18 protein-coding genes and 2 pseudogenes are annotated in these 18,292 nt (G+C 71.8%); 9 read left to right on the forward strand and 11 right to left on the reverse strand.

The window, feature by feature from the left end; translation table 11 throughout:
* Positions 1–137: 137 nt before the first annotated feature.
* Complete coding sequence (locus ACWD3I_RS20440) at positions 138–1,325, forward strand: sensor histidine kinase (RefSeq protein WP_365404262.1); 1,188 nt, start codon at positions 138–140, stop codon at positions 1,323–1,325.
* Positions 1,326–1,360: 35 nt separating this feature from the next.
* Positions 1,361–2,842, forward strand: a complete 1,482-nt coding sequence (locus ACWD3I_RS20445; protein ID WP_365404259.1) for an MFS transporter — start codon at positions 1,361–1,363, stop codon at positions 2,840–2,842.
* Between the two features lie 73 nt (positions 2,843–2,915).
* Here the strand turns inward: ACWD3I_RS20445 and ACWD3I_RS20450 are convergent, their stop codons facing one another.
* The 3 genes from ACWD3I_RS20450 to ACWD3I_RS20460 all read right to left on the reverse strand — a co-directional run bounded on the left by ACWD3I_RS20450 (position 2,916) and on the right by ACWD3I_RS20460 (position 5,584).
* Complete coding sequence (locus tag ACWD3I_RS20450; RefSeq protein WP_365404256.1) at positions 2,916–3,974, reverse strand: maleylacetate reductase; 1,059 nt, start codon at positions 3,972–3,974, stop codon at positions 2,916–2,918.
* Complete coding sequence (locus ACWD3I_RS20455; RefSeq protein ID WP_365404253.1) at positions 3,971–4,813, reverse strand: dioxygenase family protein; 843 nt, start codon at positions 4,811–4,813, stop codon at positions 3,971–3,973. Before ACWD3I_RS20455 ends, ACWD3I_RS20450 begins: the two co-directional genes overlap by 4 nt.
* A gap of 255 nt (positions 4,814–5,068) precedes the next feature.
* On the reverse strand, positions 5,069–5,584 hold the full coding sequence (locus ACWD3I_RS20460) for a hypothetical protein (protein WP_365404250.1): 516 nt from the start codon (positions 5,582–5,584) through the stop codon (positions 5,069–5,071).
* Positions 5,585–5,716: 132 nt separating this feature from the next.
* Here ACWD3I_RS20460 and ACWD3I_RS20465 point away from each other — a divergent pair, with 132 nt between their 5' ends.
* On the forward strand, positions 5,717–6,061 hold the full coding sequence (locus ACWD3I_RS20465; protein WP_365404247.1) for a cupin domain-containing protein: 345 nt from the start codon (positions 5,717–5,719) through the stop codon (positions 6,059–6,061).
* On the opposite strand, the gene ACWD3I_RS20470 is transcribed toward ACWD3I_RS20465, so the two are convergent.
* Positions 6,051–7,052, reverse strand: a complete 1,002-nt coding sequence (locus ACWD3I_RS20470; protein WP_365404244.1) for a LacI family DNA-binding transcriptional regulator — start codon at positions 7,050–7,052, stop codon at positions 6,051–6,053. The two genes, ACWD3I_RS20465 and ACWD3I_RS20470, sit on opposite strands and share 11 nt — an antisense overlap.
* A gap of 110 nt (positions 7,053–7,162) precedes the next feature.
* Between ACWD3I_RS20470 and ACWD3I_RS20475 the strand changes: the two genes are divergently transcribed.
* Positions 7,163–8,314: a Gfo/Idh/MocA family protein gene (locus ACWD3I_RS20475; protein WP_365404241.1), complete on the forward strand. Its 1,152-nt coding sequence runs from the start codon at positions 7,163–7,165 to the stop codon at positions 8,312–8,314.
* Here the strand turns inward: ACWD3I_RS20475 and ACWD3I_RS20480 are convergent.
* A complete protein-coding gene (locus tag ACWD3I_RS20480; RefSeq protein ID WP_361491305.1) occupies positions 8,304–9,335 on the reverse strand; it encodes a LacI family DNA-binding transcriptional regulator in 1,032 nt (343 codons plus the stop codon). The two genes, ACWD3I_RS20475 and ACWD3I_RS20480, sit on opposite strands and share 11 nt — an antisense overlap.
* A 107-nt stretch (positions 9,336–9,442) precedes the next feature.
* Here ACWD3I_RS20480 and ACWD3I_RS20485 point away from each other — a divergent pair, with 107 nt between their 5' ends.
* The 4 genes from ACWD3I_RS20485 to ACWD3I_RS20500 all read left to right on the forward strand — a co-directional run bounded on the left by ACWD3I_RS20485 (position 9,443) and on the right by ACWD3I_RS20500 (position 13,555).
* Positions 9,443–10,609: a phytanoyl-CoA dioxygenase family protein gene (locus tag ACWD3I_RS20485; RefSeq protein WP_365404237.1), complete on the forward strand. Its 1,167-nt coding sequence runs from the start codon at positions 9,443–9,445 to the stop codon at positions 10,607–10,609.
* A 15-nt stretch (positions 10,610–10,624) separates the two neighbouring features.
* Positions 10,625–11,401, forward strand: a complete 777-nt coding sequence (locus ACWD3I_RS20490) for an SDR family oxidoreductase (RefSeq protein ID WP_365404234.1) — start codon at positions 10,625–10,627, stop codon at positions 11,399–11,401.
* Positions 11,402–11,531: 130 nt separating this feature from the next.
* Positions 11,532–12,536: a Gfo/Idh/MocA family protein gene (locus tag ACWD3I_RS20495; protein ID WP_365404231.1), complete on the forward strand. Its 1,005-nt coding sequence runs from the start codon at positions 11,532–11,534 to the stop codon at positions 12,534–12,536.
* Positions 12,533–13,555, forward strand: a complete 1,023-nt coding sequence (locus ACWD3I_RS20500) for a Gfo/Idh/MocA family protein (protein ID WP_365404228.1) — start codon at positions 12,533–12,535, stop codon at positions 13,553–13,555. The genes ACWD3I_RS20495 and ACWD3I_RS20500 overlap by 4 nt, the downstream gene beginning before the upstream one ends.
* On the opposite strand, the gene ACWD3I_RS20505 is transcribed toward ACWD3I_RS20500, so the two are convergent.
* On the reverse strand, positions 13,504–14,646 hold the full coding sequence (locus ACWD3I_RS20505) for a hypothetical protein (RefSeq protein WP_451084130.1): 1,143 nt from the start codon (positions 14,644–14,646) through the stop codon (positions 13,504–13,506). The two genes, ACWD3I_RS20500 and ACWD3I_RS20505, sit on opposite strands and share 52 nt — an antisense overlap.
* The gene (locus ACWD3I_RS20510; protein ID WP_365414013.1) at positions 14,535–15,173 is read right to left on the reverse strand and encodes a hypothetical protein; all 639 of its coding nucleotides are present in this window, start codon (positions 15,171–15,173) and stop codon (positions 14,535–14,537) included. Before ACWD3I_RS20510 ends, ACWD3I_RS20505 begins: the two co-directional genes overlap by 112 nt.
* A 74-nt stretch (positions 15,174–15,247) precedes the next feature.
* Here ACWD3I_RS20510 and ACWD3I_RS20515 point away from each other — a divergent pair, with 74 nt between their 5' ends.
* A complete protein-coding gene (locus tag ACWD3I_RS20515; RefSeq protein WP_365414015.1) occupies positions 15,248–15,700 on the forward strand; it encodes a GNAT family N-acetyltransferase in 453 nt (150 codons plus the stop codon).
* A 97-nt stretch (positions 15,701–15,797) separates the two neighbouring features.
* Here ACWD3I_RS20515 and ACWD3I_RS20520 read toward each other — a convergent pair.
* The 4 genes and pseudogenes from ACWD3I_RS20520 to ACWD3I_RS20535 all read right to left on the reverse strand — a co-directional run.
* Positions 15,798–15,956 (reverse strand): annotated as a pseudogene (locus tag ACWD3I_RS20520) (PhzF family phenazine biosynthesis protein); the annotation flags it as partial.
* A gap of 58 nt (positions 15,957–16,014) precedes the next feature.
* Positions 16,015–17,031, reverse strand: coding sequence for a Gfo/Idh/MocA family protein (locus tag ACWD3I_RS20525; protein ID WP_365414017.1), 1,017 nt, complete (start codon positions 17,029–17,031; stop codon positions 16,015–16,017).
* A 71-nt stretch (positions 17,032–17,102) separates the two neighbouring features.
* Positions 17,103–18,002: a sugar phosphate isomerase/epimerase family protein gene (locus ACWD3I_RS20530; RefSeq protein ID WP_365414019.1), complete on the reverse strand. Its 900-nt coding sequence runs from the start codon at positions 18,000–18,002 to the stop codon at positions 17,103–17,105.
* A pseudogene (locus ACWD3I_RS20535) lies at positions 17,999–18,292 on the reverse strand (sugar ABC transporter ATP-binding protein); the annotation flags it as partial. The pseudogene ACWD3I_RS20535 and the gene ACWD3I_RS20530, both read right to left, overlap by 4 nt.

Here is an 18,292-nt window from a genome sequence, read left to right on the forward strand (position 1 = left end):
CGAAACAGGCCGTCGCCAACCGCGGCGCCGTCGTGGCTGGTCGCGCAGTTCCCCGCGCCCTTTCGGGGCGCGGTCGTCGCCCTACGGGGTTCCCACCGACCACGGGAACCCCGTAACCCGGACTGGAACCCCCCACCATGACCGACACCCTCCGCCCTCGCCCCTTCGACGCGGCCCAGGCCGTCGCGCTGTTCGCCTGCGCCTTCCCCGGCAGCGTCGTCACCCTGCCGGGCCACGACCTCCGGGTCTCCTGGTGGCCCGGAGTGCTGCTGGCCGGCGTCGCGTGTCTCGCGTTGCTCTGGCACCGCGGCCACCCCCGTACGACGGTCGCGGTGACCCTGGTCTGTGCCACGGCCTCGTCCGCGCTCGGGTATCTCCTCACGGTTCTGCTGCTGGGGCCGCTGATGCTCGCGCTGTACTCGCTGGCCGTACGCACCGACCGCAGGACAGCCAACACCGCCGCCGGCGCGGCCATCACCGCCCTCGTGATCACCTCACTGATCGCCGGTCCCACGGACGAACCTCTGGTGCTCAAGCTGCTCGGCCCCACCGCGTGGCTGCTGCTGCCCACCTCTCTCGGGACGGTGGCCCGGCTGCGCACCGCCTACCTCGACGCGGTGCGGGCCCGGGCCGAGGACGCGGAGCGGACCCGGGAGGAGGAGGCGCGGCGCCGGGTCGCCGAGGAGCGGGTACGCATCGCCCGGGACCTGCACGACGTGGTCGCCCATCACCTCGTTCTCGCGAACCTCCAGGCCGGCGCGGTCGCCAGGCATCTGCCCGCGCGGCCCGAGGAGGCCGGGCGGCTGGCCCTCGACCTGAGCGGTACGACCGCGGCCGCGATGCGCGAACTCAAGGCGACCGTGGGCTTGTTGAGACACGCCGCCGACGAGGGGAGCCCGCCGGTCGGACTCGCCCGACTGCCCGATCTCGCCGCCTCGTTCCGGCACGCCGGCCTCACGGTGAACGTCGTCAGCGAAGGCGAGCCACAGCCGCTCCCCGCCGGTGCGGACCTCACCGCATACCGCATCGTGCAGGAGGCGCTCACCAACGTCACCAAGCACGCCGACACCCACTCCGCCGAGGTACGGCTCACCTACTCCCCCGGGCTTCTCGGCATCACGGTCACCAATGAGGGCAACGCCCCCGCCGCTGCGACCCAGGGCGGATACGGCCTGGTCGGGATGGGTGAGCGCGCCCTTTCGGTCGGCGGCAGCGTCCGTGCGGGGCGTCGTCCGCAGGGCGGCTTCGAGGTCGTCGCCGAACTGCCCGTGCAACCCCTCAGCACCCACTTGCTTAAGTCAAGCAATACATTTATGGTTGAGTAACTCAAGCAATCCTTCTTGTCCACGGAGGCCCTGCCATGTCCGACGCCCTTGCCCGACCCATCGCAGCGGGGTCCGCCCCGTCGCGGTCGAACGCCGTCGTGGCGGTGCTGGCCTTCGCCGGGATCGTCGTCGCGCTGATGCAGACGCTCGTCATCCCGATCGTCCCCGAACTGCCGAAGCTTCTTGACGCCTCGGCGTCGAACACCGCCTGGGCGGTCACCGCCACCCTGCTCGCCGCCGCCGTCGCCACCCCCGTGGTCGGCCGCCTCGGCGACATGTACGGCAAGCGCCGCATGCTCCTGGTCAGCATCGTCCTGCTGATCTCCGGCTCGGTCGTCTGCGCACTCGCCGACTCCGTGATCCCGATGATCGCCGGACGCGCCCTGCAGGGCCTGGCCGCCGGTGTCATCCCGCTCGGCATCAGCATCATGCGCGACGTACTGCCCGCCGAGCGGCTCGCCGGGTCCACCGCCATGATGAGCGCCTCGCTCGGTGTCGGCGGCGCCCTCGGCCTGCCCTCCGCCGCCTTCATCGCCGACAACTTCGACTGGCACATCCTCTTCTGGACCTCCGCCGTCCTGGGCGCCGTCTCCCTCCTGCTCGTGCTGCTGATCGTGCCCGAGTCCACCGTGCGGGCCGGCGGCCGCTTCGACCTGGTCGGTTCGCTGGGCCTGTCCGCCGGACTGGTGACCCTGCTGCTGGCCGTCTCCAAGGGCGGCGACTGGGGCTGGACGTCCGCCGGCACCCTGGGCCTCGGCATTGCCTCGGTGGTGATCCTGCTCGCCTGGGGCCTCTACGAGCTGCGCAGCAGCGAGCCCCTGGTCGACCTGCGCACCACCGCCAAGCCCCAGGTGCTGTTCACCAACCTCGCCTCGATCGCGCTCGGCTTCTCGATGTTCGCGATGTCCCTGGTCCTGCCGCAGCTGCTCCAGCTCCCCGAAGCCACCGGCTACGGCCTCGGCAAGTCCATGCTCACCGTCGGCCTGGTCCTCGCCCCCCAGGGCCTCGTCATGATGGTCATGTCCGGCGTCTCCGCCGCCATCACCAAGGCCAAGGGCCCCAAGCTCACCCTGATGATCGGCGCCCTGATCGTGGCCGCCGGCTACGGCCTCAACATCGTGCTGATGTCGGAGGTCTGGCACCTCGTCCTGGTCTCCTGCATCATCGGCGGCGGCATCGGCTTCACCTACGGCGCCCTGCCCGCCCTGATCATGGGCGCGGTCGACCCCACCCAGACCGGTGCCGCCAACAGCCTCAACACCCTGATGCGCTCCCTGGGCACCAGCTTCGCCAGCGCCATCGCGGGTGTCATCCTCGCCCAGATGACCACCGACTTCGGCGGCTACGCACTGCCCTCGGAGAACGGCTTCAAGGTCGTCATGGCCCTCGGCGCCGGAGCAGCCCTCCTCGCCTTCCTCATCGCCACCTTCATCCCGGCGAAGCGCGCCGCCGTCCCGGCCCGGACGCCGCAGGACAGCCCCAGCGAGGCGGCGGAGGTCACGGGCGCCAAGGCCTGAGGCACGTCGACAGCCACGGGTCCGCCCCCGGAGTTCCGTACTCCGGGGGCGGACCCGTGTTCTGCCACGACGGTCAGGGCGGTCCGCCCTCGTACGCCGCCCGCAGCACCGCCAGCGCCCCGTCCACCGTGACCTCCCTGGGGTTGGCGTACGCCTGGCCCGCCACCTGCTCGGCCGCCACCGCCAAGTCGGCCTCCTTCAGGCCGAGTTCAGCCAGGGACCGCGGAGCGCCGAGGCTCCCGGCCAGCTGCCGCAGGGCTGTCGGGGCCTCGTCCGCGTCCAGGGCCCGGGCCACGGCGGCCACCGCGTCCGGGACCGCGGGCGCGTTGTACGCGAGGGCGTACGGAAGGACCACCGTGTGGGTCTCCGAGTGCGGCAGGCCGAAGGTGCCCCCGAGGACGTGGCACAGCTTGTGGTGCAGGCCCATCGTGGTGGCGCCCAGGCAGCAGCCACAGAGCCAGGCGCCGTACAGGGCACGGCCGCGGGCGTCCAGGGAGGCCGGGTCGCCGGCCACGTCGGGGAGGGCTCGGGCCATCGCGCGTACCCCCTCCTCGGCCATCAGCGCGATCAGGGGCGAGGCGTCCGGGGCGTACAGCGCCTCGACGCCGTGCGCGAGGGCGTTGACGCCGCTGGTCACGGAGAGCGGTACGGGGAGGGAGAGGGTCAGTTCGGGGTCGTAGACGATGCTGCGGGGCAGGACGCAGGGGTCGCGCCCCGTGCGTTTGGCGCCGTGTTCGGTCAGGCCCCAGACCGGGGTCGCCTCGGAGCCGGAGTAGGTGGTGGGTACGGCGATCAGCGGCAGGCCGGTGCGCAGGGCGATCGCCTTGCCGAGGCCGATGGACGAACCGCCGCCGACCGCGACGCATCCGTCGGCGCCCGCTCTCCGCGCCACCTCGACGGCCCGGTCGGCGACCTCCACGGGGACATGCATCCGGGCCCCGGTGTGCAGGCCCGCACAGGCCTGGCCGAGGGAGTCGGCGACCGACTGGGCCGTGTCCGCACCGCGTGTGCCGGAGACGACCAACAGCCGCCGCAGGCCGAGGCGTCGGGCCTCGTCGGGGGTCGCCGTCGTGGCGGCGCCGGGGCGCAGGACGACCCTCACGGGCGGGGACTCGTGGACGAACTCCGTCATGAGCGGTCCAGTACGAGGTCGATGCGCGCGTGCCGGAACGGGTTCGGGACGCCGAACTCCTCGGCGAGGGAAGGGTCGTCGGTCGGGGTGAAGTCGCGGACGAGGCTCTGTTTGACGGCGAACACCGCGTCGGATGCCAGGTAGGGGTCGCCGGCCACGAAGATGTGCGTGGTGAGGGGGTCGTGTCCGGCGGCCGAGGCGATGAAGTGGATGTGTGCGGGGCGGTAGGGGTGACGGCCGGTGGCGCGCAGGATGTCGCCGACCGGGCCGTCCGTGGGGATGGGGTACGAGCTGGGCACACAGGTGCGGAAGCGGAAGCCGCCCTCGGTGTCCGTGGTGAAAAGACCCCGGCCGTTGCCCGGCGGCTGGATCCCGGGCTGCTGGACGTCGTAGTAGCCCTGGTCGTTCGCCTGCCAGACGTCGACCGTCGCGCCGGGCAGCGGAGTTCCGTCCGTCGAGAGCACCCGGCCGCTCACCACGCACGGCTCGCCGCCGCCCATGAGGTCGATGTCCGCCCCGAGTTCACGCTCCGGCGACTCGGTCATGTGGAAGGGGCCCAGGACCGTGCTCTCGGTGCCGTGACCGTCGCTGTGGATCGTCTCGACGAGCATCGACAGTCCCAGCACGTCCGACAGGAGGATGAACTCCTGCCGGGTGTCCGTGCAGGACTGTCCGGTCGCCGTGAGGAAGCGGATCGCGGCTTCCCACTCGTCCTGGGTGAGCCGGGTCTCGTGCGCGAAGGCGTGCAGATGGCGGACGAGGGCCGTGAGCAGTTCGCGGAGGCGGGGGTCGGCGGTGGCGTGCAGGCTGTGGATCGCCTCGTCGGTGACGTCGGTCATGTCGGCTCCTTCCCCTGTGCGCCGGTCGGCCGAACCGGACGGTCAGGCGCACATTCTGGTCCCCGCCCTCGGACGCGAGGTCCCGCACCGCGCGCCGGACCGTCCGGCCGCCACTCGGACGGGGCAAGCGGCAGATGTCCGCCGAAGGTCTCGGCGGCGGGCTCGTCGAGGTCCGGCGTCGCCGGTACGACCCGGGATCCGTCGGACGACCGCGCCGTCGTCGTCCGTCCCCCTGGGCGCCTGACCTGCGCGCTCTCACTTGATGACCGCGTTGGCCACCACGACCCCCACGCCGAGCAGCGCGTCCACGAGGCCGATCAGCAGGGCGTAGGGCCAGGAGCGGTGCGACCAGCGGGCCGTCACGACGCCCAGGGTGAACAGCAGGGTGATGTTCAGGGTGAACGCCGGGTACTCCACACCCTTCGCGGGCCACCAGCCCCAGCCCGCGCCCGCGAGGATGAAGACCGTGGGCAGGACCGCCGTGACCAGCGGCCACTCGTTGATGAGAGTGCGCAGGGCGTCGCCGCGGCGGTGCGGGGTGCGTTCCGCGATGTAGTGGGCGTACCCGTGGGCGAGAGCGGAGGCCAGGGCCGTGACCACGAGCCAGACGGCGTCGTAACGGCGGGTCTCCTGGTCGGTGTGGCCGTACTGGGTGAGCGCGGCGACCATCGAGCAGGCCAGGACCGCGCCGTAGACGCCGCCGAACAGGAGACTCTCGCGTGTGTCGTGCGCGTGCCGCTCGGCCGCGGCAGCAGCCCGGGTGTCCGCCATGCCCACCACGATCACCCGGGGCCGGGCACCCCGCCAGTCCGCCTGGTCCCCGACGGAGTCTCCTTTCGCCTGGGCCGATACCCCACATGCTGTCCACGGCCGCCATCGGTTCCCCGAGGCTAAGGTCGTCGCATGACCCACAGTTTCGTTGTCCACATCCCCGACGCCGAGCTCGATGCCGAGCCCCTCGCCCCGGAGCAGATCGTCTCCGGCACGCCCGAGGTGACCGGGAAGGTGGTCTGGGAGTCGGAGGACGGCAAGCAGATCCGCGGGATCTGGCAGATCACGCCCGGCGTGGTCACGGACACCGAGGCGGACGAGCTGTTCGTGGTGATCAGCGGGTCGGCGACCATCGAGGTCGAGGGCGGGGCGACGCTCACGGTCGGGCCCGGTGACATGGCCGTACTGCGTGCGGGCGACCGTACGACGTGGACGGTGCACGAGACGCTGCGGAAGGCGTACTCGATCAATCTGTAGGCGGTGGCGCCGCCGTCGTGCCCCGGATCTCCAGCGTGGGCGCCGCCAGCTGCACCTGGCCCGCTCCCCCGCCGCCCTCGAAGCGGTCCAGGAGGCAGCGGGCCGCGCGGCGGCCGACCTCGTGGTTGGCGCTGTCGACGGTGGTGAGCCAGACGTGGCGCAGGCTCGCGATGCGTGTGTTGTCGTAGCCGACGACGGACAGGTCCCGCGGGACACGCAGACCCAGTTCCTCGGCCGCCGACAGGACACCGACCGAGGCGATGTCGTTGACGCCGAAGACGGCGGTGGGCCGGTCGGGGCGGCTCAGCAGGCGGACGGTGGTGCGGTAGCCGCCCTCCTCCGTCATGTCGCTGGCCTCCACCACCCCTGCCAGGCCATGCGCCCGCATCGTCTCCTCGAAGCTGCGCCGGCGCAGCTCGCCGACGGCGCCGTATCCCGCGATGTGCGCGATCCGCCGGTGGCCGAGGCCGATGAGGTGTTCGGTGACCAGGCGGGCGCCCTGTTCGTCGTCGTTGGCGACCATGTCCACGCCTGGCAGGACCGGCTCACGGGCACCCGCGACGACGACCGGGATGCGCTCGGCGATCGCTCCGAGCGCGGCCGGGTCGGGCAGGGTGCCGATGACGACCAGGCCGTCGGCGCGCAGGTCGAGGAAGGGGCCGGTCACATCCTGGCCGATGCGGCGGTTGAGGCGGGTGTCGGCCATCAGCATGTGCAGGCCGTTGTCGTGCAGCAGTGAGTTGAGGCCGTCGAGCAGGTCGACGAACCAGGGGTTGCGCAGATCGTTGAGGAGCACGCCGACCGTGCGGGTGCGCTGCTCGCTGAGGCTGCGGGCGGCGGCGTTGGGCCGGTAGCCGAGCTCCTCCATGGCTCGCGTCACCGCCTCGCGCTTCTCGGGGCGCACCTGCTCGGAACCGCGCAGCACCAGGGAGACCAGGGACTTGGAGACGCCGGCCCGGTCGGCGACGTCGCGGATCGTCGGAGGTCTCATGGTATGGACCGTTCCATGAGGTCCATTGTCCTGTCAAAGGGTTGACACCTTGGGGAATGCGACTCAGGGTGGCCTGGACAGATTGTGGACCGGTCCAAAGAGGGGCTGTCATGGTGGATTCGCTCGGGGTCGCCGTCGTCGGGTTCGGCTGGATGGGCCGGGTGCACACCCAGGCGTACTCCCGCGTCCTGCACCACTACCCGCGGCTGGGCCTGCGTCCGGAGCTCGTGATGGTCGCCGAGGAGGTGCCGGGGCGGGCCGAGGAGGCCGCCACCCAGTTCGGGTTCGCCTCGACGACCCGCGACTGGCGGGACGTGGCCGCCGATCCGCGGGTGCGGGCCGTCAGCATCACCGCGCCGAACTTCCTGCACCGGGAGATCGGGGTCGCGATGGCCCAGGCCGGCAAGCACATCTGGATCGAGAAGCCGGTGGGGCTGAGCGCCGAGGACGCCCGGGCGGTGGCGGACGCGGCCACGAAGGCGGGCGTGCGGAGCGCGGTCGGCTTCAACTACCGCAACGCGCCCGCCGTCGAGGCAGCCCGCGCGCTGATCTCCTCCGGTGACATCGGCACGGTCACCCATGTCCGCATCCGCCTGTTCAGCGACTACGCGGCCCACCCCGAGGGCGCCCTGACCTGGCGGTACGAGAAGGAGCGCGGCGGCAGCGGAGTGCTGGGCGACCTCGCCTCGCACGGGGCGGACCTGGCGCGGTATCTGCTCGGGGACATCGCGTCGTTGACCGCCGACACGGCGATCTTCGTGCCGGAGCGGGCCCGGCCGACCGGTGCCACCGCGGGCCATTCCCGGGCTTCCGGCGGGGAGCTGGGCCCGGTGGAGAACGAGGACTACGTCAGCTGCCTGCTGAGGTTCGCCTCCGGCGCCCGCGGTGTCCTGGAGGCCTGCCGGGTCTCGGTCGGTGAGCAGAACAACTACGGCTTCGAGGTGCACGGCACCAAGGGCGCGGTGTTCTGGGACTTCCGCCGGATGAACGAGCTCGGTGTCAGCCGCGGCACGTCGTACCAGGACCAGCCGGTCAGCACGGTCTACGTCGGTCCGGGCGACGGCGAGTTCGGCGCGTTCCAGCCGGGCGCCGCGAACGCCATGGGCTACGACGACCTCAAGGTGGTCGAGGCGCACCGCTTCCTGCGCTCGATCGCGGAGGACACCTCGTACGGGGCCACGCTGGCGGACGCCGTGCACAGCGCCGTCGTACTCGATGCGATGGCGCGGTCGGCGGAGACCGGCGCGTGGGTCAGCCTGTGAGCACTGTCGGCATGTTGTAGGGCGTCACGACCTGTATCGCGGACGGCACCGTCGGTCCCGCGGGCGGCAGCGCGCCGTGCTCGCGCATGACCAGGTGGCAGGCCTCGCGCATGTCCTGGCGCAGGTCGTGGTGGAGGACGGCGGAGAGCCGGTGCTCGCGCAGCAGCCGGTCGTTGTCGTGGTCGAGGTCGTGGGCGATGAACACCGCGCACTTTCGGCCGAGGTCCTCGAAGGCCTTCAGCGTGGCGATGTTGCCGCCGCCGATCGAGTAGACCGCGCGGATGTCCGGGTCGCGTTCCAGGGCGGCCCGGACGAGGTCGTACTGGGTGGCGTCCAGGCCCTGGCCCTCGGCGATCTCGACCAGGGTGCGGTCGGGGTGGCGGGCGCGCATGGCGCTGCGGAAGCCCATCTCGCGTTCCTCCTCGTTGCGGAAGAAACCACTGCTCAGGCTGGTGAGGACGTTGCCGGGGCGGTCGCCGAGCCACTGGCCCATGAGGTACGCGGCGGTCGCGCCGGCGGCACGGTTGTCGATGCCGACGTAGCCGAGGCGTGGCGTGGCGGGCAGGTCGGTGACCAGGGTGACCACGGGGATGCCCGCCCGGTCGAGGCGGCCGACGGCGGCGGCGACCTCGGGGACGTCCGGCGCCTTGAGGATCACGCCCTGTGAGCCGCGGCGGGCTATCCGGTCCAGGATTCTGACCTGCTCCTGGGCCGGCCCGGTCTCGCGGAAGTGGAAGCGGGAGCGCACGACGGCCGGGTGCAGGGCGGGCAGTTCCGTCTCCAGGGCCGCCCGGACGGCGGTGGAGAAGCGCTCCGGCGCCTGCATCACGATGTCGATCATGAAGGTGCGGCCGACCAGCCTGACCTGGGTGCGCTGCCGGTCCAGGTCGGCGATGGCCTGCCGGACCTCGCGGACCGTGCTCTCCCGGACCCCTCCCCTGCCGTTCAGGACCCGGTCGACGGTCGCCTCGCTCAGGCCCGCCTGACGTGCGATCTCCCGGATCGGGAAGGGGTGACCCATTCAGTGGCTCCTTGAGGGGTTTTTGATGGCCGCCTGCTGGTTGTTCGACGGGTTTGTACTGACAAGAATGGCAGCGCTGAGTCGCCCCTGTCACCGAGAGGACGCAGATGTCCTTCACCGCCGTACATCACCGTGCCTGGCTGTCCGAGCAGGACTGCGACCTCGACTCGTTCCGCGCGCTCGTCGAGCGGACCGTCGACCCCGCCGAGTACCCGCACGCCGCCGGCGTGGAGCGGAACGTCCTGCTGTACGACGCCGAGCGCCTCCAAGGCGCCGGGCATCGCCGGGACGTCCAGGAGGAGCTCGTCAGAGCCCTCTGCGACGGGCCCGGAGTGGTGGTCTTCAAGGGCGCCTTCCGCGATCGCGAGATCGTCGACCGCGCCACCAAGGTGTTCGACTCACTGATCCGCGAGCAGGACGCGGCGGGCGCCACGGCCGGCGACCACTTCGCCAAGCCCGGCGCGAACGAGCGGGTGTGGAACGCGCTGGAGAAGGCGGCCCTCTACGACCCGTCGACCTTCGCCGACTACTACGCCAACCCCGTCCTCGCGCTGGTCTCCGAGGCCTGGCTCGGCCCCGGCTACCAGGTGACCTCCCAGATCAACGTGGTCAACCCGGGCGGCCTCGCCCAGACCGTGCACCGCGACTACCACCTCGGTTTCCTCTCCGCCGAGGTCGCCGCGGCCTACCCGGCGCATGTCCACCGCCTCTCCCCCGTGCTCACCCTCCAGGGCGCGGTCGCGCACTGCGACATGCCGGTGGAGTCCGGGCCGACCCTGTACCTGCCGTTCTCGCAGGCGTACGAGCCGGGCTATCTGGCCTGGCGGCGGCCGGAGTTCCAGAAGTACTTCAAGAAGCACCACGTCCAGCTCCCGCTCGCCCAGGGCGACGCCGTCTTCTTCAACCCGGCGCTGTTCCACGCGGCCGGCACCAACCGCACCACGGACGTGCGCCGCATGGTCAACCTGCTCCAGGTGTCCTCGGCCTTCGGACGCGCCATGGAGACCGTGGACCGGGAGACGGTGACCAACGCGGTCTACCCCGTGCTGCTGCGGCGCGCGTCGGAGGGCGTCGGCGAGGAGTGGCTGGACAACGTGATCGCCGCGAGCGCCGAGGGCTACCCCTTCCCCACCAACCTCGACAGCGACCCGCCGGTCGACGGCATGGCCCCGCCCTCGCAGGCGGATCTGGTACGGCGGGCGCTGTGTGAGCGATGGACGCCGCGCACTCTGCGGGACGAGCTGCGGGCGAGCGCCGAGCGGCGCGAGAGCTGAAAAGGACCGGACTTCATGGGACTTCTCGACGACAAGGTCGTCCTCGTCAACGGCGGCAGCCAGGGCGTGGGCGCCGCGATCGCGCGGGCCGCGGTGCGTGAGGGCGCGGTGGTCGCCGTGTCCGGGCGGCGTCCGGAGCCGGGCGAGGCGCTGGTCGCCGAGCTGACGGAGGCCGGCGGCAAGGCGTTGTTCGTGCGCGCCGACCTCGCGGACGCGGAGCAGGCCAAGGCGTCCGTGGCCGAGGTCGTCGCCGCGTACGGCCGCGTCGACTGCCTGGTGAACTCCGCGGGGCTGACCTCCCGGGGCACGCTCCTCGACACCACACAGGAGCTGTTCGACCAGCACGTCGCGATCAACCTCAAGGCGCCGTTCTTCGCGATGCAGGCCGCGGTCGCCGACATGGTCGGCCGCAAGGCCCCCGGCACGATCGTCAACATCATCACCTCCTCGGCGCACGGCGGACAGCCGTTCCTCGCGCCCTACGTCGCCGCCAAGGCCGGGCTCATCGGGCTGACCCGCAACGCGGCGCACGCCCATCGCTGGGACCGGGTGCGGATCAACGGCCTCAACATCGGCTGGACCGCGACCGAGGGCGAGGACGCCACGCAGAAGGCGTTCCACGGCGCCGGGGACGACTGGTTGGAGCAGGCCGCCGAGAAGCTGCCGATGGGCAAGCTCGGCCAACCTGACGAGATCGCTGACTTCGTGGTGTTGCTGCTGTCGGAGCGGTCGGGCGTGGTGACCGGGTCCGTGATCGACTGGGATCAGAACGTTCTGGGGGGTCTCGACTAAGGATTTGCCACGGTTTGTCGGTGGTCGGCCGCGGGTTGTTCGTGGCTGGTCGCGCCCACGCGGCGGAGCCGCATATCGATACAGCCCCGCGCCCCTTCGGGGCGCAACCCCTCTCAAGGAGTCACCCCCCATGCGCATCGGAATCCTCGGCCTCGGCCGCATCGGCGCCTTCCACGCCGAGACCCTCTCCGGACTCGACGTGGTCGAGTCGCTCGTGCTCACCGACCCGTTCGCGGACGCGGCGAAGACCGCCGCGGAGAAGTTCGGCGGCGAGGTCGTGGACTCGCCCGAGGCCCTGCTGGCCGCCGGCGTGGACGGCATCGTCGTCGCGGCCGCGACCGACGCCCACCCCGCGCTGATCCTGGCCGGCGTCGAGGCCGGCATCCCCGTCTTCTGCGAGAAGCCCGTCGCCAAGCACATGAGCGAGGGCGTCGAGGTCCTCAAGGCGATCCAGGGCAAGGACGTGCCGATCCAGATCGGCTACAACCGCCGCTTCGACGCCGGTTTCGTCGCCGCGCGCGCCGCCGTGCAGGCCGGTGAGCTGGGCAAGCTGCACACCGTACGGTCGACCACGCTGGACCCGGCACCCCCGCCGGCCGGGTACGTCGCCGCCTCCGGTGGCATCTTCCGGGACTGTTCGGTGCACGACTTCGACATCATCCGCTGGGTGACCGGCCGCGAGGTCGTCGAGGTGTACGCCGTCGGCGGCAACCGGGGTGCCGACTACATCAAGGAGGCGGGCGACGCCGACACCACCGGCGCGCTCCTCACCCTCGACGACGGCACCATCGCGGTGATCTCCAACTCCCGTCACAACGCCCGGGGTTACGACGTCCGCATGGAGATCCACGGCTTCACGGACTCCATCGCGGTCGGCCTGGAGGACAAGCTGCCGCTGCGCTCGGTCGAGCCCGGTGTGACGTTCCCGGCCGGGACGCCGCACGACTTCTTCATGGACCGCTTCACCGAGGCCTACCGCGCCGAACTCACCGCGTTCACCGAGGTCGTCGCGGGCAACCGGCCCTCCCCGTGCACGGTGGAGGACGCCCTGGAGGCCGGCTGGATCGCCGAGGCGTGCACACTGTCGTTCAAGGAGCACCGTCCTGTCACCATCGAGGAGGTACGGCAGGCATGAGCGAACCGGGCCGGGAACCACTGCGCATCGGAGTACTGGGCGCCGCACGCATCACCAAGAACTCCCTCGTCGACCCGGCCCGCATCACCGGCCACCGCCTCGTCGCGGTGGCCGCCCGCGACCGCTCCCGCGCCGAGGCGTTCGCGAGCGAGCACGGTGTGGAGCGGGTCGTGGACTCCTACGCCGACCTGCTCGCCGACCCCGAGATCGACGTCGTCTACAACCCCCTCGCCAACGGTCTGCACGGGCCGTGGAACCTCGCCGCCCTCGCGGCGGGCAAGCATGTGCTGAGCGAGAAGCCGTCGGCGAGCAACGCCGAGGAGGCCGCCGAGGTGCGGGAGGCTGCGGCGAAGTCGGGGACCGTCTTCATGGAGGCGTTCCACTACCTCTTCCACCCGGTCACCCGCCGCCTGCACGAGATCCTGGCGAGCGGCGAGATCGGCGACCCGGAGCGGGTGGAGGCCATGGTCGCGATCGCCGCACCGCCCGACACCGACCCGCGCTGGTCCCTGCCGCTGGCCGGCGGCGCCGTGATGGACCTGGGCTGCTACAGCCTGCACGCGCTGCGCATGCTCGCCCCCTTCGCGGGCGGCGCCCCACGGCTCGTCTCCGCGCGGGGCGGGGAGCGTGCGGGCGCGCCGGGCGTCGACGAATGGCTGGACACCGAGCTGGAGTTCCCCGGTGGGGCGACCGGTTCGGCGCGCTGTCACATGGCGTACGACGGGCTGGACATGAGCATCCGGATCATCGGCGGCCGGGGCGAGGTGAGCGCCCCGAACTTCGTGCTGCCGCACCTGGACGACCGGGTCGTGGTCCGCACGGACAAGGGCGAGCGGACCGAGCGGCTCGGCACGCGGTCGTCGTACACCTACCAGCTGGAGGCGTTCGCGGCGCGGGTGCGTGCGGGGGCGGCGGTGCCGCTCGACGCGGACGACGCGGTGGCGACGATGACGCTGATCGACGAGAGCTACCGTGCGGCGGGGTTCGAGCCGCGGCCGCGGTCGGTCGTCGGCCGGTAGACGAACGTCGGGTACGGCTCCCCCGTCGCCGTCTCCCACGCCTGCACGGTGCGGTCCGTCCGGGCCTCGGCGAAGGCCCGGACGCAGGTGGCGTGGACGCCCGTGGCGTCCACGCGGCGGGCGAGGTCGAACAGGGAGCGCAGGGCGGTGACCTGTTCGTCGAGGTCGCCGACGGCGGCACTGGCGCGCAGGGCGTCGGCGAGTACGGAACGGGTCGTGGCGAGCTCGGCCTCGACGCCCTGCCGGTGCCGGTGTTCCCCCAGGACGGCCTCCGCCTCCTCGTGGCAGGACACGGTTCCCGCGAGGTCGTCGGCGCTCTGGAGGGCCTGGCCGAGGACACGGAGGCGGCGGGCGGTGAGCGGGTGGTACGTCTCCCAGTCCGACTCGGCCGGCCTCCGGGTGAGGGTGAGCGCCTCGCGGGCGCTCTCGACCGCCGACTCCACGTCACCCACGTCGTCCTGACGAAGGCTCAGATTCGCCAGCACACGGGCCAGTTCGGGCTCGTGCGCCGCGTCGCGGGCCACCGCGCGCCGGTATGCGGCGATGCCGCGTTCCGTGACCGCGACGGCTTCGCGGTGGCGGCCGGCCCGTCGGTGACAGCGGGCCAGGTCGTCCAGGGTCTTCGCGAGCAGCGGGTCGGTGTCCCGCGACTCCTCGCAGTACAGGTCGGTCAGCTCCTGGAGGGTGCTCGACTCCTCGTCGGGCGCGTCGACTTCGGCGAGCGTGTCGGCCAGACACCGCAGCGCGACGGGCAGCCATGCCGCACCCGCGGGGGTCCGCATCTCGGCCACCGCCTCCTCGGCCGTCGTGCGTGCCGCCTTCCAGTCGCCCTCGGCTCCGTGGCAGCCGGCCAGGTCCACGAGCAGCTGTACGCGCAACGGCAGAATGATCCCGGGGTACGCGAGGAAGACCCCGCCGCGCAGCGACTCCCTCGCCTCAAGACCGAGCGCCAGCGCCTCCTCGTGGCGCCCGAGGGCCTTCAACCCTCCGACGAGCTCCACGAACACGCGCGACATGACGAGCAGAACCCTGCTGGACTCCCGCAACGACATGGACCGCAGCAGCCCGGCGCACTCCTCGTACACGAGCACGGACTGTTCCGTGTGCCCGAGCACACCGAGCACCAGCGCATAGCTGCGCAGGGCGCCCGGCAGGGAGCCCAGGGAGCGGTCCCGGCCGGCCGGAGCCGGGCCCCGTGACGGTACGTCTCGACGCAGCGTCGGGCCGCCTCCAGCGCCTCCTCGGCTCTGCCGCTGCCCAGGAGTGCCTGCGTCCGGACGTGCAGCAGGTACGCGGTCTCCGCCGGCGACGGCCGCGCCCCTGGTACGGCGTCCGCGACGGCCACCACCGCGCACGCCTCCTCGTGCCGTTCCATCGCGTCCAGCGCGTGCGCGTGCAGGGCCAGGGCCCGGGCCAGCCGGACCGGGCGGCTCGGGTGGGCGCGGTGCAGCACGGCGACCGCCTCCTCGGCCCAGGCGAGCAGGCGCGCGGGCGGACTGGGCCGCAGCAGTACCCAGCCGGGGGTGAGACAGCGCAGCAGCAGGGCCCCGAGCAGCGGCTCGCCCACCCCGGGCGCCAGCCTGGCCAGCCCGCGCGCCACCGGCAGCAGGACCCTCATGCACACCTCCGTCGCCCTCACACCAAGGACTGCCGCGAGGGCACCCCGGTTGCACACCTGCCATGATCGACCCCATGTCCGTGCACATCGCCCCCGCCCAAGTCACCGACATCCAGCAGGTCTTGGCGGACCACCCCCGCTACTGGGGCGAGCGCGATCTGCGCTCGCTCCATCTCCTCGCCCTGGTGCAGGAGTTCGGCTCGACCTGCCTGGTCGCCCGTGCCGACGACGGCATCCGCGGCTACCTCATCGGCTTCGTCACGCCCGACGGCACGGGGTACGTCCACCTGATCGCCACCCGCGACGACACCCGCGGCACCGGTCTCGGCCGCGATCTGTACGCCGCGTTCGTCGAGGCCGCCCGTGAGCAGGGCGCCGTCCGGCTGAAGGCGATCACGTCGGTCGCCAACGAGGGCTCGGTCGCCTTCCATCGCAGCCTGGGGTTCGAGGCGCGTTTCGAGGCGGAGTACAACGGCCCTGGTCGGCCGATGGTCGTCTTCACACGAGCTCTCCCCGGCGCACCGTGACCGCGTCCCCGGTCAGATGGACGTGGTCTCCGCGCACCTCGGTGCGGCCCAGGCCCGTCCGCGGGGAGGCCCGGAGGCCGAGCAGCCTGTCGCGGCCCGGAAGGGCGAACGCGGTCTCCGAGTGGCACAGTTCGGCGGCCACCCGATGCGTCCGGACCTCGTCGGGCCGGTCTCCGGCGGGCAGCGGACAGACGCCCGCCGGGTTTCCGGCGAAGGGACGGTCGGTGAAGGCGTCGACCACATGGATGGGGAGCATGGCCGGACCCTGGCGACGCCGGCCCCCGTCGGGACAAGTCCGGTCCCGAAGAAGTGGATCAGTACAGGGGTGGCCGTTCCACCAACTCCACCTCCACACGGCCGCCTTCGTCCAAGGCCCGCACGCCCGCCTCGCACACGGCGGCAGCCGCATAGCCGTCCCAGGTGCTGGGCCCGGTGACCTCGCCCCGCCGTGTCGCGTCGACCCACACCTGGAGCTCGCGGTCGTAGGCGCCGGCGAAGCGGTCGATGAAGTCCTGGGAGATGGTGCCGCCCCAACGTCCTGCCATGTTGGTGACCATGGCGTGGCCGTCGCCGATGCGGGCGGTGCCGCGTTCGCAGACCACCTCCGCCTGGACCTGGTAGCCGAAGCCGCAGTTGACGAAGATCTCCACGTCGACGACCGCGCCGCCGTCCGTCTCGAACACCACGAACTGCGGGTCCTGGAGGTCCTCCGGCGCGTTCGCGGACGGTCTCGGCCGCAGCACGGTGACGGCGGTGATCTCCTGGCCGAGCAGCCAGCGGGTCACGTCCGTCTCGTGCGCCACCGAGTCGCTGACGAGCATGTCGCTGGTGAAGAAGGGCGGGCTGGCCGCGTTGCGGTGCCGGTTGTGCACCATCAGCGGTCGGCCCAGCTGGCCTGTCTCCAGCAGGGACTTGAGCTTCATGTACTCGGCGTCGTAGCGCCGCATGAAGCCGACCTGGATCCGGCGGTGGCCCAGCTTCCGCTCGGCCTCCAGCACCCTCAGCGCCGACGCCGAGTCCGGGGTGAGCGGCTTCTCGCACAGGACCGGGAGATCGCGTTCGAGGGCGGCGAGCAGTGCCGCCTCGTGGGCCGGCCCCGACGAGGCGATCAGTACGGCGTCGACGTCGGGTGCCGCGAGTGCCGTCGCCGCGTCGGTGTAGGCGGTGCAGCCGTCGACGCGGGCCGCGACGGCCTTGGCCCGCTCCGCGTCGACGTCCACGACGGCGCTCACCCGTGCGCCGCTGATGACCTCTTCGAGACGGCGCACATGGTCGGCGCCCATCTTTCCCGTACCGATGACCGCGACTTGGAGGGGTGCACGCTGGGTCATGACCGTCCTCTCGGACTTCGCAGGATCAGGCTCCGCAGGATCGGACTGCGAAGGATCGGCAGCCGCGGGGATCAAGCTCCGCAGGACCGCAGGAACTTGCGGGTGCGCACGGCGATCGGCAGCGGCTTGTCCGGCTCGCACGGGTACATGTCCTGCTCGACGATCGCGAACAGCTCCACGCCGAGTTTCTGCGCGGCCACCAGTACCGGTTCCAACTCCGGCACACCGGAGGGCGGTTCGCACATCACTCCGCGCTGCACCGCCGGTCCGAACGGCACCTCGTTCGCCACGACGTCGGCGAGGATCGCCGGGTCGACCTGCTTGAGATGGAGGTAGCCGATGCGTTCGCCGTACGTCTCGATCAGCTTGACGCTGTCGCCGCCGCAATAGGCGTAGTGACCGGTGTCCAGGCAGAGGTTGACGAGTTCGGAGTCGGTCGAGTCCAGGAAGTGCTCGACGTGGTCCTCGGTGTCGAGATGGGTGTCGGCGTGCGGGTGCACGACGATGTCGAGGCCGTACGCCTCCTTCACCTCATGGCCGAGCCGCTCCATGCCCTTGGTGAGGTGGGCCCACTGCTCGTGGGTCAGCTCCGGGGGTTCGAGGATCTCGGCGGTCTTGTCGTCGCGCCAGAACGACGGGATGACGACGAGGTGCTGTGCGCCCATGGCCTGGGTGAGGGCGGCCACCTGGCTGACGTGCTCCCAGGTCGACTCCCACACGGAGGGGCCGCGGTGCAGGCCGGTGAAGACGGTGCCGGCCGACACCTTGAGGTCCCGCCTGGCCACCTCGTCCGTCAGCCGGGCGGGGTCGGTGGGCAGATAGCCGTAGGGGCCCAACTCGATCCAGGAGTAGCCCGCTTCGGCGACCTCGTCCAGGAAGCGTTCCCAGGGGACCTGCTGGGGGTCGTCCGGGAACCAGACGCCCCAGGAGTCGGGGGCGGAGCCGACCCGGATGCGGTCCAGGGCGGTCACGACGCGTCTTCCTTGGTCGTCGCCACCGGCGCCTTGAGATCCTGCTCCTCGGGGAGCTCTTCGACGTCGACGCCGCGGACCTGGGACAACTCGTGCTTGAGGGCGGCGAGTTCGGAGCCGCCGGCCATGTGGTTGGTGAGCTCTTCGAGGCTGACCTCGTCGCGGGAGGCGTTGAGTTCCATGGTGCCCAGGCGCAGGACGCTGAAGTGGTCGCCGACCATGTAGGCGTGGTGGGGGTTGTGGGTGATGAAGATGACGCCGAGGCCGCGGTCGCGGGCGGCGGCGATGTA

The organism is Streptomyces sp. NPDC002817, assembly GCF_053592055.1.